The following is a 17361-nucleotide window of genomic DNA, read 5'->3' on the forward strand; positions in this document are numbered from 1 at the left end:
TTCGTCGGTAAAAATCTGCCGACTATCTTAGATTACAAAGCAAATCAAAAAAAAACTCTTAGCATCGGCAAACTAAGCTATACATATGTAGATGTATCATCTTATTATGTGCAATAATCACATTAAATGCGTTGTTTGGATTGATTCTTTTTTTATTTTGAGAAGAATTGACCAAGAAATTTTGCTGTTATGGAATCAAGGTGCCCGCCATGCCACAGTCATTACCCAGCTTACAAGTCAGTTTATTAAACGATACAGGTGTTTCGGCAACTGACCGTCTGACACAAGATTCACGTCTGAAGTTTACTGGCCTTGTAGAGGGCGGGACGGTGCAATACAGCACCAATGGACAAGTGTGGACAGCGACCGCGCCTGATGCAAAGCAAGGGCTGAACACAGTTTATGTACGTCAAATAGACGCGGTAGGCGACTACTCGGCACACAGCATCATACAGTACACCTTTGATAACATTGCCCCGACAGCCAGTTTAGTGATTAACCTACGTAATGACACGGGGGTTTCGGGCGACCTCGTGACCCGAGAAGGTGCTTTAGTTGTGACCAATGTTGGGTCTGGCAACCGCGTAGAATATAGCAACAACAACCTGACATGGACAACGAGCCAGCCTACGGTGGTCGAAGGCATGAACACCGTCTATATCCGCCAAGTAGATAATGCGGGTAATGGCTCGCCAGTACAAACGTATGACTTTGTGTTTGACAGTAAAGCGATACCACCAATCGTTGCCTTAATCCATGACACAGGCAGTTCAGCGAGCGACCGCGTGACGAATGATGCCCGTTTAAGCGTCACAGGCACAGAATCTGGCGCCACGATTCAATACAGCAAAGACGGCGTGACATGGGGCACAACCGCACCGACAGCAACCGAAGGCTTGAATGTTGTCTATGTGCGTCAGCTTGACGTGACAGGCAACACCTCCTCTGCCAACAAATTCAGTTTTTACTTTGACAGCAGCGCCCCGCAGGCGTTGAGCGTCAGCTTACTCAATGATGATGGTATTTCAAACACAGACAGCATCACCACCGACGCCCGTTTAAGACTCACAGGCACCGAGAGTGGGGCTAAAGTGCAATACAGCGCCAATGGCCAAGACTGGCAAGACAGCGCCCCTGTTGCAGTGGAAGGCGCAAACACCGTCTATGTACGTCAGACAGATGTCGCTGGGAATATCTCGCCCGTTGCCTCTATTAATTTTACCTTGGGTGCAGTGACCCCACCACCGCCACCTCCACCCGTGATTCCGCCAGCAGACTTAGTGATAGGTTTAGTACGAGACACTGGCGTTGCGGGTGACCTATTAACCCGTGATGGCAGTATCGCCGTCAGCAATGTTGGCCAAGGTAACCGACTAGAATACAGCAGCAACGGCACAGACTGGTCAGTCAATAAACCTGCGCTGGTTGAAGGCAGCAACACGGTGTATGTACGCCAAGTGAACAGTGCGGGCAATGCGTCGACAGGTCAAAGTATGAGCTTTGTCTTAGATAGAACAGTCTCTGCACCCATCGTCAGCTTATTAGAAGATACAGGCTCCTCAGCGAGCGATAGACGGACATCAAAAGGCCAGTTAGTCGTATCGGGTGTAGAAGCAGATGCGACGGTACAGTACAGTGTGAACGGTACGACATGGAGCACCACACAACCTGTGGCGGTTGAAGGATTGAATCGCGTATTAGTCCGTCAAGTAGACAAAGCGGGGAATACAAGCCAACACGTTGTGTTTCAGTTTACGTTAGATACCACGGCACCTGATGTGGCGTTGAACCTGAGTTTACGAAATGACACGGGGGTCGACGGCGACCTGATTAGTCGCAGTGGCGCTGTTTTGGTCAGAGGAGCGACAGCAGGGAATCGGATTGAATACAGTGCGGATGGTATGGATTGGAGCATCAAACAACCGACCGCGCAAGAGGGAGCGAATACGGTTTGGGTGAGATTGGTCGATGTGGCGGGCAATGCCTCGTCGGGTCAGAAGCTAGACTTTATCATTGACACCAAAGCGGCAGTGCCTGAAGCGAAGTTGCTCAATGACAGTGGTGTCTTGGCAACGGACTTATTGACCAATGATGACCGTTTGTTAGTGAGTGGTTTAGAGTTGGGAGCTAAGGCGCAATACAGTACGAACAATAAAGACTGGAGTGATACGCCTGCTGTCAGTAGAGAGGGGTTAAATATTGTCTATGTACGTCAGATGGACATTGCGGGCAATATCTCCTCGGTAAAGAAGCTCAGTTATGTGTATGACAGTCAAATTAGTGCTTTGCAATTAGCGCTTGTTGAAGACACAGGCTTGAGTAGCAGTGACCAAATTACCCGTCGCCCGATGGTGAGTGTGAGTGGCTTAGAGTCGGGAGCGAGTTGGCAGTATCAGGTCGATGGAGCAGGTAGTTGGATAACGGGCACAGGCAGCAGTTTTAACTTGGTCAGTGGTAGTCACCGCTATGTGGTACGTCACACCGACAAAGCGGGGAATGTAGTAGAAAGCAGTTTAACAGCGACCTTGGATACAACGGTTGATGCGGTACAGGTTGTTTTAACGGAAGACACGGGGATATCTGCGACGGATGGTATTAGCCAAGTAACGGAGTTAACGGTATCGAATATCGAAGACGGTGCGTTAGTAGAATACAGCACTGATGGCACGACATGGAGTCGCACTGCGCCAACGGCACAAGAGGGCAGTAATACCGTTTGGGTACGTCAGACGGACAAGGCGGGCAATGTGTCTGCGGCACAACAACTACAGTTTGTCAAAGATACGCAGATACAAACCCCGAGCTTGAGCTTTACCGATACAGGCGCGAGTGACAGTGATGGCATTACGCGAGAACCCACCGTGACGGTGAATGGTTTAGAGGCAGGGGCGAGTTGGCAGTATCAAGTTGACGGTGGGCTATGGCAAGATGGGGTTGGTAACAGCTTTAACTTAGTTGATGGTGTCCATAGTTATCTCGTTCGTCAAACGGATAAAGCAGGCAATGTCGCTACCAGTGCAGTGCTAAATGTAGAGTTTATTGGCAATCCTTCGACTATCTCCGTACAAATGCTTGATAGTCAAGGCAATATTGTAGAAAACGGTGCAAGTAATGACCCGAATGCTGTCTTACGTTTAAGCGGTGACAGTACCGATATTTGGCAATATCGTTATATTGACCCTGTTGCAGGACGTGGTGAGTGGCAAGATGTATCGGGCAGTCAAGATGTTAATTTGACCGAAGGCGCGTATAACATTGAAACCCGCAAAATTGACATTGCAGGTAACTTTGTTTCTACCTTAACGCGGGTAAAAATTGATACCACGGTGCTGACACCGACCATGACTTTGGTCGAGGATACAGGCGAGTTAGGCGATAATATTTCCACTAATCCTGTGGTGGCTGTGGGTGGCTTAGAGGCAGGTTCTATTTGGGAAGTGCGTATTGACGATTCCCCTTATTGGAATCAAACCACCTTAGACGGTAATAAATTCAAGTTAAGTGTTGGCACACATACCTACTATATTCGCCAAACCGACAAAGCAGGTAACGCCTCAGAGATTGGTGAGTATGTCTTTACGTATCAATCAGCCGTTGCCCAACCGATATTGGTCTTAGCGGATGACACAGGCGCACGCAATAACGATTTTATCAGTAGTAACAGCACCGTTAACGTCACGGGGTTATTGCCTGATGCCATTTGGCAATATCAAATTGATGATAGTGGCGTATGGATAGACGGCACAGGTAGCAGCTTTGAGATGCTCACCGATGGTTTAGCCCACACCTATACCATTCGTCAACAATCTAACGGTTTGTGGAGTGAACCCAGCACGGTGGCTGGTGTGCGTTTTGACAACAGTACCCCCAGCTCAGCCTTTGATATTACACTCGCCGCAGACAGTGGTGACTCTGCCAATGATGGTATTACCAACAATGGCCAAATGGTCATTAGTAATCTGGAAGTGGGTGCTCGTTTACAATACCGTATTGATGGCGGTGAGTGGCAAGGTGTTGAAATTAGCAATAGCACCATGAACTTATCGTTATTGGATGTCGGCACACATGATTATGACTTTAGACAAGTCGATACCGCAGGTAATGCCTCGGCAACTATTAGTCGTAGTTATACCTATATTAATGCTGATTTAGCCGCACCTAGCCTTGCCTTAGCCAATGATACAGGCGTTGAAGTGGATGATAGCTTAACTAGCAATGGCCAAATTAATGTCAGTTTGTCGGTGGTTGGCACAGGCGTATCTTGGCAGTATGAAGTCGATGGTAATGGCATTTGGCTCAATGGTGTAGGTACCAGTTTTACGGCACAAGCAGGTTTACACAGTTACAAAGTCCGTCAACTTGATGTGGCAGGTAATACCTCGCCTGTGAGTGACGCCTTAACGGTGGATTTTGACAACACAGCCCCCAGTTTTAGCTCAGCAACAACCGCCTCTGTGGTGGATGCAGACAGCGAACGCCAACAGTTAGTCAGTACCAGTACCGTACTGTATACGGCAACGGCTGAAGCGGGTGCTAGACTGTCGATGTTAGAAAACGATGTGTTTAACTTTAACGAAACCACAGGTGAATTAACGTTTAAACAAGCCGTGGGTTATCAAAGCAATGGTAATAACAGCTACACGGCAACCTTAAGTGCGATGGATGTGGCAGGCAACATCACCTTACAAACGGTCACTATTGATATCAATCGTACCAACATTAGTACACCAACCATTAACTTAGCCGAACCCAAAACAGGCATTAGTACTCTTGATTCCAGTTATATCAACCTAACCTTCAATGCTGACGGGACGATGTTTTATATTCGTAAAGACAGCAGCAATAACCTCTTCCTTTATAAAGCTAATGTTGATGGCAGCTTAGCGGCTGGTTTTACGCCTTATCACCTTACAAGTGTGTTGGCTAACGCTATGGACTCATTTAATTCATCACGTCCAAGTAGTATTACAGTTGATGCCTCGGGTAAAATAATTCTTGGTTCTAGCTACGTCTTTGGCCGTCTTAATGCCGATGGTACGGCAGATACGTCTTTTGGTGTTAATGGTGTCGTGCAATTTAACCAAACAGCACCCACGGGTTTTGAGTATCGTTTATTTGCTTCGGAGTTAGATGGCCAAGGCCGTGCTTATTTTGTTGGCTCACAAATTAACAATCAAGGTCATACCCAGACTCAAGATAGTTTATTGACCATTTATAATGCCAATGGCACGTTATTGTCATCAACGGTAATTAACTCGGCAGGGACGAATAATTCTGACCGTTATACAAAGGTCTTGCCTGTTGGTAGTAATGCAGTTTATTTAGTCACTAAAGGCTTTTTTTATCCAGGCAGCACAGGCGGTAGTGAAAACGATTTTATTGTGCAAAAGTTTGTCAATGGCGCGGTTGATACCAGCTTTGCTACGAGTGGCAGGATTAATGTACCCGCCACGTCTAACCCCGATGATTATAATAATATTGTCACCGATGCTTTAGGTCGTCTGATTATTAGCCAACCGAATGGCTCAGCAATTAAGTTTTACCGTTACAACACCAATGGCAGTTTAGACACGACTTTTGCCAGTTTGGGCGTATTTACCTTAAATAACGTTTCTAACGACCGTATTCAAGTGATGGCAGATAATTCCTTATATCTTCATGTCACTAACAATTCTACAGGCAAAACCGAATTACGCCATTTACTAAATACAGGTGCATTAGATACTGCGTTTGGTACGTCAGGTGTGTTTGTTGACCCCACCAGCTCAATTAACGATGTACACGTTAATCAAAACAATCAGTTGCATTATGTTGCTTCTAACCAAATCCATCATCTCAATATTATTAACGGTAAACCTGTTTATAACAACGATTTTGGTAATGTTGCTTTAACTTACAATGAAGGTAATCGCCCGATTGGTTTACTCAGTGCCGCAGGTACGATGTCCGATTCTGACGCTGTTACTACCAACTATGCAGGGGTCAGTGTGACCATTGCGCGTCAAGGTGGCGCAAATAGTGATGATGTGTTTGGCGCACGTGGTCAGTTAGTGTTTGGTGAAGACGGTAGTTTATTATGGAATGGTCAACTGGTTGGTACAGTCAGCCAACATAATGGCACATTGACTTTAGTGTTTAATAACGTGGTTAATCAAAGCATTGTCGAAGGGGTGACACATGCCATTACCTATCGCAATACCAACCAGCAACTGTTAACTGGCCAAATTAAGTTGGCGTGGACAATCAACGATAATGACCCAACAGGGGCAAAATCGGCCACTGCTTTACAAACCGTCAACTTGGTTAATGATAATGCCGATGTAGGTGACAGCCAATTTACCGCTACGGTCAATAATACTACAGTTAACTTACACAGTATGATTCAAGTCGATGGCAAATATTATTATGTCATTGACTCTTATCCAGACTATAGTGGCCATGACCATTTAGATAATTTCTTTAATAATGGTCAAGATACCACTGTGAGTGCACGCACAGCACAGCAAACGGATGGCACCGTCTTTAAGTTATTAACCAGTGCCGAAATTGACAGTCTAATGGCTCATTCGACGATTGTTAATAACGCGTTTTGGTCTAATTTATTTCAGTCACAAATTAGCTCCGATAACACTAGGATTATACGAGGAGTATGGTCGGCAGACTTGGGTGAGTACTCAGACACACATTTGTTCAAAGCAGACTATACGGATAATCAATTTCTTAGCAGCTTTGACCAAGACGATTTTACTCGTTTTGCCATTGTCGAAGTCACGCCAAGTGCCAATCCACCTGCCGCTTATACCGAGCCAACACTCAAACTAATTACCGATAATGGTGATAGTGATACCGACCGTATTACTTCGGATGGCCGTTTCCAAGTGATTGGCTTAAACAGTGGTTTGCCTTATGAGTTATCAACAGACGGTGGCCAAACATGGGTAGCACAAGCCGCTGGTAATTTGATTATTGATGTGCCAGCAGGCTCGTATAAAGTAGGTGATATTCGGGTTCGTCAAACCGATTCGGGTGGTTTTGTCGATACCATTATCAGCAATAACACCTATAAAATTGACAAAAACATCAAAGCAATCGGCTTGTTCAATGACCAAGGTCTAAAATTAACTGACGGTATTACCGCCGATGGCCGTGTGGTTATCAATGGTTTAGATAACAACCTACCGTATGAATACAGTGTTGATGGCGGTGATAATTGGCAAACAGGTGGCCAATTAGCCAATGGTCAATTTGGTTTTACCTTAGCTTTAGGCACTTATGCGGCGCGTTCGGTGATTATTCGTCAAACGGACGAAAATGGCTTAACCAGTTTTGCACGTAATACTTCCACCTATCAAATTGATAATGTCGTAGGTCAAGGCAAAATTACCTTAGTCAGTGATAATGGCGACAGTAACACCGATTATGTGACCTCAGACCGCCGTTTGTTTGTGTCGGGTTTGCGTGCAGGTGCAGACTTTGAGTACAGCTTAAATAATGGTGGCTCGTGGACAACGGTGACTGGCAACCTTTACTCCGAAGCAATACTGCCCGTTCCGCAGGGTAGTTATGCCGCTAATCAAATTCAAGTACGTCAAACCGATAGCACAACAGGCTTTACTACCATCGTTAGCCATGACCATGCCTTTTTAATTGATACCACCGTCAAGAGCATTGATTTATTTAATGACCAAGGTTTAAGCACCCGCGATAACATCTCTGCCGATGGTCGTATTGTTGCCAAAGGTTTTAACACCGCCTTAGCCTATCAATATAGCACTGATGGCAGTACATGGCTCACAGGTACTAAAGTGGGCGATGAGTTCATTTTTAGCTTGAGTGCAGGCACGTATGCGGCTAATCAAATTCAAGTACGTCAAACCGATGCCAATAATTTAACCACGATTGCTCGTTCAACCAGCAGTATTACCATTAGCCCAACAGCCGCACAGGGCGCAATCAGTTTGTCGGTTGACAGTGGTTCGAGTAACACCGATAACATTACCAATGTCGGACGTATTTCGGTAACGGGTTTACGCGGTGGCTTGGCGTGGCAGTACCGCCTGAATGGTGGTGCATGGCAAGAAGGGACAGTGTCTAGCACCGATATACAGACCTTAAATTTACCTCAAGGTAGTTATGGTCTGAATCAAATTCAAGTACGCCAAACCGATACCAATGGTTTTGTGACCACATTAAGCAATGCAAGCGCATATACCGTTGACCAAAGTATTGCCACTGCCAATATCACCCTCGTGAATGACAGTGGTTATAGCAATACCGACTTATTAACCGCCGATGGTCGGGTACGTTTTAATATTACAGGCACATTAGCCGATGGTGATACATGGAGCTACTCTGTAGATAATGGCACCACGTGGCAATATGGCAGCGGTACAACGGCAACCATTAGCTTGGCAAATGGCAGTTATGCTGCCCAGTCTATTCGGGTCAAAGTAGTTGATGTGGCAGGTAATGCCTCAACCGCCAGTTTTGATAAACGTTTGGTGGTTGATAACACCGATGTTAGCGCGCCAGTCTTTACTAGCCAAACGCAGTCAGCAACCTTCGACCGTGATGGTACAGGCAGTGCCAAAGTACCTACAGACCGTGTGGTGCATACCGTTACTGCGACAGATGCCAATAGTGTGTATTACAGTTTGTCTGGTACACACGCGCATTTGTTTAACATCAATAGCAATGGTCAAATTAAGTTTAACAATGAGACTAATTTGAGCAATGCCCAAGGCGACCGTTATCAACTGACCATTAATGCGGTGGATGCCTTTAATAACAGTAGCTCACAAAATGTATCTATATTGGTACGTGACACACTACACTTAACCGCTAAATCCACGAAACGTGCTTTCGAACAGATTAGACGTAGCGATGATTTGACCTTAACGTTTAATCAAGATATTGCCTTTAACCCCACAGGCGAAATTTTATTAAACGACCGTAAACTGGATATCAATGACCCAACACAAGTCATCATTCAGGGTAATAAGTTAATTATCCAAAGCAATAATTTGTCCGAAGGCTATCACATCATTAAGGTTTATAGAGGGATTAAAGCCCTCGATACCGATGCCACATGGAGCACTTCATGGAATGACCCGATTGGCTTTTCGTTGAGTAGTGATGTGGGTTATATCAAACATCGCATGACGCCCGAAGATAGTTTTGAGGTTAAAACACAGGATGGCTCTGAGCAAGGCACAGTGGCTATTTTAGGTGATGTCAACGGTGATGGTATTGACGATTGGGCGGTGTCTTATGCTAAAGGCGACAGCTTAGGCCGTAGTGATAATGGCAAAATTTATGTAGTTTATGGCCGTACCGATGGTGTGGCACCTAACTTAGCCAATGTTGCAAACGGACAAGGCGGGTACTTAATTTCGGGGCATAGCAGTGGCGACAACGCAGGTGGCCTCATTTCGGCCGCAGGCGATGTTAACGCCGATGGTTTGCAAGATTTGCTTATTCATGCCAAAGGCGCAAATGGTGGTCAAGGTAAAGGTTATATTATTTATGGCCGCACCAATGCGACTAACTTAGACTTGGGTATTGTGGATAATAATTCCAGTTATGGCCGTGTTTACAACAACAGTATTGTCGATTCTTTTGATGCCATTGGTGACATTAATAGTGACGGATATGATGATGTGGCGCATAGCCGCGCGCAAATTAACCGTACCACCGTGGTTGATGAAATTATCACCACTAAATCACGTTTTACCGTGAATGGTCAAATTCGTGTGCAAGCAGATTGGTTGGCTTTTGCGGCTGATTGGGTCGAAGTCGGTGCAACTGTGGCCGCCTTTTTTGACGACCCCGAGTCTGCACTCATCGAAACGGCCGCCGAATTACCAGATATCATTAAATCTCAAACCAACAATGATGCTGAGCAAGATATAGACCCCATCGAAGAGGCGTTCTTTAATCAGTTAGAAGAGCTGACAGGCAAATTAGTTAAAAACGAGGCAGTCACCGAAAAAATCGTTGATTTCTCCTTTAAACAAACCGCAGGTGGTGGGGGAGGTAATCTTATTACTCCACCAAGTGATATTGTCTATACCACAACATTTACTGTAGAAAGAACCCTAAAAAGCATTTATCGCACCACAACCGATCAATATGGTACAGGTGAAGCGAAGATTGAATTGGGGGGCGCAAACGGTAACTCTGGTACACGTGAAGTGACAGGCAATATCAATGCGCAACAGTTAGGTATCCAAGTCACTTCCTTGGGTGATATCAACGGTGATGGTCGTGCTGACTTTGGTATTTTGGACTTGGGTTCAGGTGGTGTCATGCCACGTTTTAACATCATTTTGGGCAACAAAAACATCACCAATATCTACAGTGTCAATTTAGCCAAAGGTGAAGGCGGCTTCCAAATCATTGACCCTTCGCAAACAGAAAAAGCTGAAGGTAAAGGCCAAGTTAAAGGTTTGGGTGATATTAATGGTGATGGGGTGAATGATTTTGCCATCACTACTGATGGTCAACAAACCAATTCGTACATTGTGTATGGCCGTGTGGGCATGAACGGTGTCGATTTGAACCAAGTTGCCGCAGGCAATGGTGGCTTTAAGTTGGCTGGCAAACTGCGTGGCATGGCTACTAATGTCGAAGCGGTGGGTGACTTTAATGGTGACGGTTTAGACGATTTTGTCTTTTATCAAACTTATAATGGCAATATCAATCCAGAAACCAAAATTATGGTGATGGTCTATGGTAGTCAAAACGGACTCCCTGCTAATTTTGAATTTTCTGATGAAAACATGGGTAAAGGCGAAAAAGGCTTTGTGATTAAAGGCGATTTTAGCACCTATCAAAGTGGCTTCTCTAATATCAATCCCATCTCTGCGGGCGATATTAACGGTGATGGTTTAAGTGACCTGATTATCCGTAGTGCCAATGGAGATACCTTGTTCTTAATGGGGTCAACCACTAACGGCCATTATTCACAAGTCAGAGCAGACCAAGCAGGCACAACAGGTAATGACACTATTGTTTCAGCAGGCAAACAGCAAATTGTCACAGGTTTAGGTAACGATACCGTCACCACCAATGGCGCAGATGTGGTGTTGATGGGGGCAGGTAATGACCGTGCTATCCTTAGTAGTAGTACCATCAATGCTTTATATGCAGGCATGGGTAGTGGCGGCAATACCGACCAACTCTCGCGTTTAGATGGCGGTGCAGGCTTTGATGTATTAGCTTTAAGTGGGGGAGTGAGCCTAGACTTTACGCGTATTAGCAATAAAGCCCTAGACTTAGAAGGCCTACGTGAGCGTGTAGACGGTTTTGAAAAAATCGACCTTGCTACTGATACGGCTGCTAATGGTCTCAAATTAAACTTAATAGATGTGTTAGACATTGCCGATAGCAATATTGCCAATACCAACAATGGTTGGAGCAATATCAGTGGTTCGAGCTTGTCGAGTTTAGTAGCCAAACATCAACTGGTGGTGGCAGGTGCTAACAATGACACCGTGACTATTCGTGGCAGTGAATGGTCAAACAGTGGCACAACGGTACGCGATAGCAACGGCGAGTTATACAGTGTTTATAATGGTCAAGGTGCAGCCGCACAGTTGTTGATTGATAAAGATATGATTATCTCGATTATCTGATAAGCACAGAGGGATATTGCGCAAACAGGTCCTATGGTGACTGAGCAAAGTCGACGTATTATAGACTTTGACAGCGCTCACTCACCATGACCTGACTTTCTAAGTAAGGTCGAAGCGCGAACAGATGCAAAAAATACAGAGGAATTATCTAGGACTTACGCAGTTATCGTTTATTTGTTCGTATTTCATACGTTTTTAACGCTTTTATACTCACAAAACGCGCTAATTTGGATGAAGTGCGTCAGTCCTATGATGGTCTGACAGGTGTTACCCCCAGCGTTCATGTTAAGTCGCTGCCACGACTTAGCATGAGCGCTACCTTAAACGCGATGGATGCTTAACATACACGCGTCATCACTCAAAATACCCCCCGCTAAACTACATGACACAATAAAATGCCATCTTTAATTTGTGTGTTTTTTTTACATTAAAAAATTATAATGATTTTATCATTGGATTAACATTAAAAATATTACAAAAGCGTTGCTCCTCATAAATAGATATTTATATCGGTATAATGCTACATTTTGTCGTGATTTACCCTGTTTTTGTGTGATTTACGTTGCATTTATTTCGCTGACTGTTATATTTCCAGCCATTACGGTAAAAAGTAAAAAGCTGCCTTTTAACCAATATTATGTGTGAATTCATTTTTTAGTGTGATTTTTGCACATAAAAATACCTAAACGCCCGTCTCATGTATGGAGAGAATCATGAAAAACTTAATCCAATCTGTATTAGCCGCTACCGTTTTGATGGCCGGTGCTGCTCAAGCTGCTACCACCGACACCACCACTTTTTCGGTCACTGTACCGTTTGTGGCGGATATTTTAACGTCTAAAGATTTAACCGCAGGTCAAGCTAATACTGTTCCTGTCTGTTATACCGCCAATGCCCCTGCACAAATTACCATTGACCGACAAACCACGGCGGGTGCTGCGGATGTTTATCCTGTTGCATTAACGCCTACAGCTGCGATGGGTACAGTAGTCGATGCTAATACAGTGAATGTACCTGCCAATACTACGACGTTTGGCGTTATTTGTGATGGGACGGTGGCAAGCTCTGTCGCTTTTAACTTTATCTTTAATGCGCCTACAGGCGAAGACCTAGCGGCCTCTGGCACCTTAGCAGGCACGTATTCTACTGACGTGACCGTGTCTATTGCTGCTTTATAAGTGCAATATGCTCTCTGTCGTTGGGCAGAGGGCAGTTTTTAATTGTGATAAGTACGATTGCCATGAAAACACTGACGTGTACGCTATGGGTGCTTGCGGTGGTCGGTTCTAGCCAAGCTCAGGCTTTTGTAGCTGATGTTCTAATGGCCAAAGACTTAAGCGCAGGTGTATTTAATTCGATTCCTGTGTGTTATACCGCAGATGCGCCAGCCCAAATTAGCATTAACAAACAAATAGCGGCAGGGGCAGTGGCTGCCTATCCCGTAGTGTTTACACCCTTACCTGTTATGGGGAGTGTGTTAGATGCTTCTACGGTCAATGTGCCCGTCAATACCACGCCATTTGGTACAATATGTGATGGCAGTGTGCCGAATGCGGTGGCATTTCGTTTTGAGTTTAACGCACCTACGGGAGCCGACTTAGCAACGGCAGGTTATTTGGCAGGGGATTATGGTACGGACATTGTTATCTCAATCGCCGCTTTATAGATGCTCAAGTACGTCATCAATAATGAAGGCATAATAATGCAGCCTCTTTATGTCTATAAGTCAGCCCTATACCTATATTAACGACTGATGGGGTTTAACGTATCTCTCAACTCGCCATCACGTGGCTTGTATTGCTGACAACCTATATTTATTAATAATCACTGAGGAATGCAGAATTGTCTAAAACCGCGTATACACACATTATTCAAAAAATGTATATCGCCAGTATTGCTGTTTTAGTCAGTAGCGTATCGCTGAGTGCATTGGCGCAAAATACGAGTAATTTACAATTAGCGCGCCTAAATACCGCCAAAACGCCGCCTAATTTTGAACAATTAAACCAAACTTTTTATGCACAATTTCAAGCACCGCTCACCAACAGTATTTATTTGTATTATGAGGGAAAGTTTTTAGAAACGGCCAAAGTCACCCTCAACCAACAGCAGTTACAGTTAACAGTAAATGACTTAGCGATTAGCCAATTACCGCTGATGGCAACACTAAAAACGGAGATGATAGCGGCACTCAAACAGCCCTTAGCACTTGCTAGCCAAAACGAGAGTCAGGAGAAATATTATTGTATTTTATTGTGTGACCAAATAGAGAGCCAACAACTGGGTTTACGTTATCGGCCACATAAACTGGATGCTACCTTCGTATTACCGACTAACAGCGTCAAAGACTACTATCAGTATCAAAAACAACACGAAAAAACCGATTTCACGTTTAGCCCCCAATCGGCGGTACTAAATTTGGATGCAGGCAGTCGAGGGAGTATTCAAGAAGGTAATCATCAGCAAGAACAATACTTAAATTATTTATTTAACGGCTTATATCAGCAATATTCGTTGACTAACTCGCGTAACAGTGCGGGTAAAAAAGAAAGTTTTGCCAGTTATGCTTTGGCCAACGGTAACTTATTAAGTGCAGGCCGTATTAATGCTCAGTTAGCCATTCCGTTTGCACAAGAATTTTACGGTGTAGAGCTAAGCAGTGAAAACTTACGTTATCCTGTTCAAAGAACGCAAGAATACATTTATGAAGATTATTTTCCCACCAGTACCCAATTAGATGTGTATATCAATGACAAATTGGTGATGCAGCAAAATATTAGCCAAGGCTATCAACAAATTGGCGGGGGTAATTTACCTGCGGGTGATTACGATGCACGTTTAGTATTTACCGATATTTATGGTCAAAGACGCGAAGTGATGCATCGGATTCATCGGAGTGACTTTCCGAGCTTATTTAGACGTGCACCTCAATGGTTGGTGCAAGTGGGTAGCATGAATACGCCGCCTGAAGTTGCGCGCAAAGACTTTGCCTCATTAATGTATGGTCGTCAATTTACCGATAAATTTGCTGCCCGAGCGCAACTGAGTACGTATAACGGTGCAACCTTAGCTAAATTACAAACTGTCTATGAACATAATCGTTTATTAAGTGACTTAAGCGTATCCAGTGTTGATAGCCATTTTTACCGCGCTACCCTAACCGAAACCTTACGCAGAAATTGGGGAAACCTGAAGTATCAGTGGGACTATGCCAAAGCCAATCAACAGTCCACATTGGTTGATAACGATAATCAACGCAATTTAACCGACATCTTAGATGAAAATGTGGCCAATAATGCCCATTATCTCAGTGCTGACTATCGTCTCACAGAGAGTTGGTGGTTGGGGGCAGGGGTCTCTATTGCCGAGCAAGAAAACCAAGACCCAGACCTCGTGCAAGGTTATGTGCATAGCTCCAAATACCTTAAAACAGGCTTATTTAAACGTCCTGCACAATTATTTGTCGAGTTTAATCACCGTAAACCCACCTCCAACACCAACAAACAAGGACAAAATGTATTTCGTTTGAGTATTAGCCAATCGTTTGAGTTGGGGCGTCGTACACAATTATATGGCCGTGTTGCGTCTAAACAATTTGTTGAAGCAGGGCAAGACAGTGTAGACACTAACGTGACACTCACCAGTCAAGCTATTAATAAGTTAGAGCAAAGTTATAGCCTCAATAACCAATGGCAGCATGACCAACATAGTTTTAATACTAGCCAACGCTACAAACATGAGTTTGCCGAGTTGTCTGGCCAATATCAGGTTGACCAAAGCTGTGCTGATTGTGCAAGTACACAGCGTTACGGTGCAAGCCTACGTACCACACTCAGCTATAATCAACAGGATGTCACGGCATTCCGTAACGAACGTGGTAGTGCGGGGGTGATGGTAGACAACCAAACTGATGCCCCTGTCAAATTTGATGTGTCGGGTATCGCGATTACTGTCCCACCACATACCACACGCGGGTTGTCTATGCAGCCTTATGTGATGCAAGCTATTCGTTATCAGACTTTAAGTGATAGCAATCAATATAATTACCTCATGCAGCCTGCCAATACTGCGATTAAAATACGTCCCAATGAAGTGGCCAAATTTACCTTGACTCAGTATCAGCAATACTATGTGGCTGTAAGTTTGCGCGATAAACAAAACCAAGCCATTGCTGCCGAACGCGTTATCATCAAGCCCATCAATAGTGAGCTGATGACGGATGAGCAAGGGGGCATTATTATTCCGCTGAATTCGGCTCAAGCCCTGACTCAGTTAGAGATTGAAGTGAAGCAACAGCAGTTGACCGACAAGAGCAGTGCCGAGCGTTGTTTAGTGACTATCCCGATGCCATTAGACAAAACTTATCGTTATTTGGGAGACATTACATGCGAGTAAGCGGGGTAGCGGTATATGGTTTGTTGATAGCCAGTCTTAGCTCTGTGACTTTTGCGGCTAACGTCAGCAGCTTGTATGTAGACGATGTAACGGCACAAATGGATCGCTCGTTTGAAGTCAGTAACGATTCTGATACCACGGAATATATCAGTTTAGTGGTCGAAAAACGGGTAGATACGGCCGATGGCAAAGTGACAACCAACGCCATGACGGATTTGGCACAGCAAGAGGTATTGGTATCGCCAGCGTATTTTGTGTTGCCACCCAAATCTAAACAAGTGGTAAGAATTACCCCTTTAGTCGATAAAGGCGACGAAGAAAAATTGTACTATGTTGCGGTAAAGCCTAAATTGCCACCTGTCAAATCGGAAGAGATGAAATTGGCAGTTAGAATGATTTCGGCTTATAAAGTATTGTATTTATTACGTCCCAAAAATCCTGTTGTCGACTATCAATTAACTGCCCATAAACAAGAGGGTATTAAATTAGTCAATAAAGGCAATACCAGTATCTTGTTAAACTCTATTTATGCCTGCCCCGCTAAAGACACACCAACCAAAGACTGTACGCCACTACAAGGCCAACGTGTATCCCCCCAAAGTACGAGACTTATCAAGCATCAACAGCCAAGTACACAAGGTTTTTCTATTGAGTTACAGTTGGCAGGTAGTATAAAACGCTTGTGGCTGCCGTTAGAAAATTAACTACTGTGCTAGCGTCGGGTAAAGTCGTGTGCCTCACACAGCTTATCTGCGTTTCATATCGTTCAGGCCTTCGGTGGATACACCATATGTTGTAGCTAGAATGTCCTGCTTCACACAAGGTTCAAGCAATCACATTCTCATCATATCTTAGGGTCTGTTGACGTTTTGATTGTGGTTGCCAAAGACACTATTTTTTAGAGGATACGAGGCGTGAATCACGTGATTTGGTGATTCCAACTAAGCGATGAACAACAACGTAGCCTCAAAAAATCGTTCTTTCCCTGTGGGTTGCGTTAAAAATAGCCTCATACTGTGTGACAAAACTTGCCAATAGAACGACTATTAACTGCGTTTTGTATCTTGCCTGAGTCAATTTTTATCAGCAACGCGGCTCACACGCCAAACGTCAACAGACCCTATATAACTTTTAAGAATTTAACACTTTTTTATCCCGAACTCAGGTTAAGGTACTCACAGTGCAGTACCGCTGACTTAGCAACAGCTTGATTTTAGTTAGAAAATTCACTGTTTATCCCAAACTATTTATTGGAAAGTTAATAGTCTCTGCTTAGCCCAGTTTGACTAAACCATTGCATGTACTCATGCTAAAAATGTGCTTTTTTTAT

The 17361-nt window shown here is 44.3% G+C and carries 5 protein-coding genes; all 5 read left to right on the forward strand.

The window, feature by feature from the left end; translation table 11 throughout:
* Positions 1-209: 209 nt before the first annotated feature.
* The 5 genes from C8N29_RS01990 to C8N29_RS02010 all read left to right on the forward strand — a co-directional run bounded on the left by C8N29_RS01990 (position 210) and on the right by C8N29_RS02010 (position 16735).
* On the forward strand, positions 210-11636 hold the full coding sequence (locus C8N29_RS01990) for an Ig-like domain-containing protein (RefSeq protein WP_107864341.1): 11427 nt from the start codon (positions 210-212) through the stop codon (positions 11634-11636).
* 713 nt (positions 11637-12349) lie between these two features.
* Entirely contained in the window at positions 12350-12814 is a 465-nt protein-coding gene (locus C8N29_RS01995) for a hypothetical protein (protein WP_107864342.1), read from the forward strand.
* Positions 12815-12876: 62 nt separating this feature from the next.
* Entirely contained in the window at positions 12877-13302 is a 426-nt protein-coding gene (locus C8N29_RS02000; protein WP_107864343.1) for a hypothetical protein, read from the forward strand.
* Between the two features lie 176 nt (positions 13303-13478).
* The gene (locus C8N29_RS02005; RefSeq protein WP_107864344.1) at positions 13479-16031 is read left to right on the forward strand and encodes a hypothetical protein; all 2553 of its coding nucleotides are present in this window, start codon (positions 13479-13481) and stop codon (positions 16029-16031) included.
* Positions 16022-16735, forward strand: coding sequence for a fimbrial biogenesis chaperone (locus C8N29_RS02010; RefSeq protein WP_107864345.1), 714 nt, complete (start codon positions 16022-16024; stop codon positions 16733-16735). The genes C8N29_RS02005 and C8N29_RS02010 overlap by 10 nt, the downstream gene beginning before the upstream one ends.
* Positions 16736-17361: the final 626 nt, after the last annotated feature.

Source organism: Agitococcus lubricus (genome assembly GCF_003051055.1).
GTDB lineage: Bacteria > Pseudomonadota > Gammaproteobacteria > Pseudomonadales > Moraxellaceae > Agitococcus > Agitococcus lubricus.

Bases quoted from the DNA above. Each gene is read 5' to 3' on its own strand.
- C8N29_RS01990 (WP_107864341.1), top strand. From the start codon at position 210: ATGCCACAGTCATTACCCAGCTTACAAGTCAGTTTATTAAACGATACA.
- C8N29_RS01995 (WP_107864342.1), top strand. From the start codon at position 12,350: ATGAAAAACTTAATCCAATCTGTATTAGCCGCTACCGTTTTGATGGCC.
- C8N29_RS02000 (WP_107864343.1), top strand. From the start codon at position 12,877: ATGAAAACACTGACGTGTACGCTATGGGTGCTTGCGGTGGTCGGTTCT.
- C8N29_RS02010 (WP_107864345.1), top strand. From the start codon at position 16,022: ATGCGAGTAAGCGGGGTAGCGGTATATGGTTTGTTGATAGCCAGTCTT.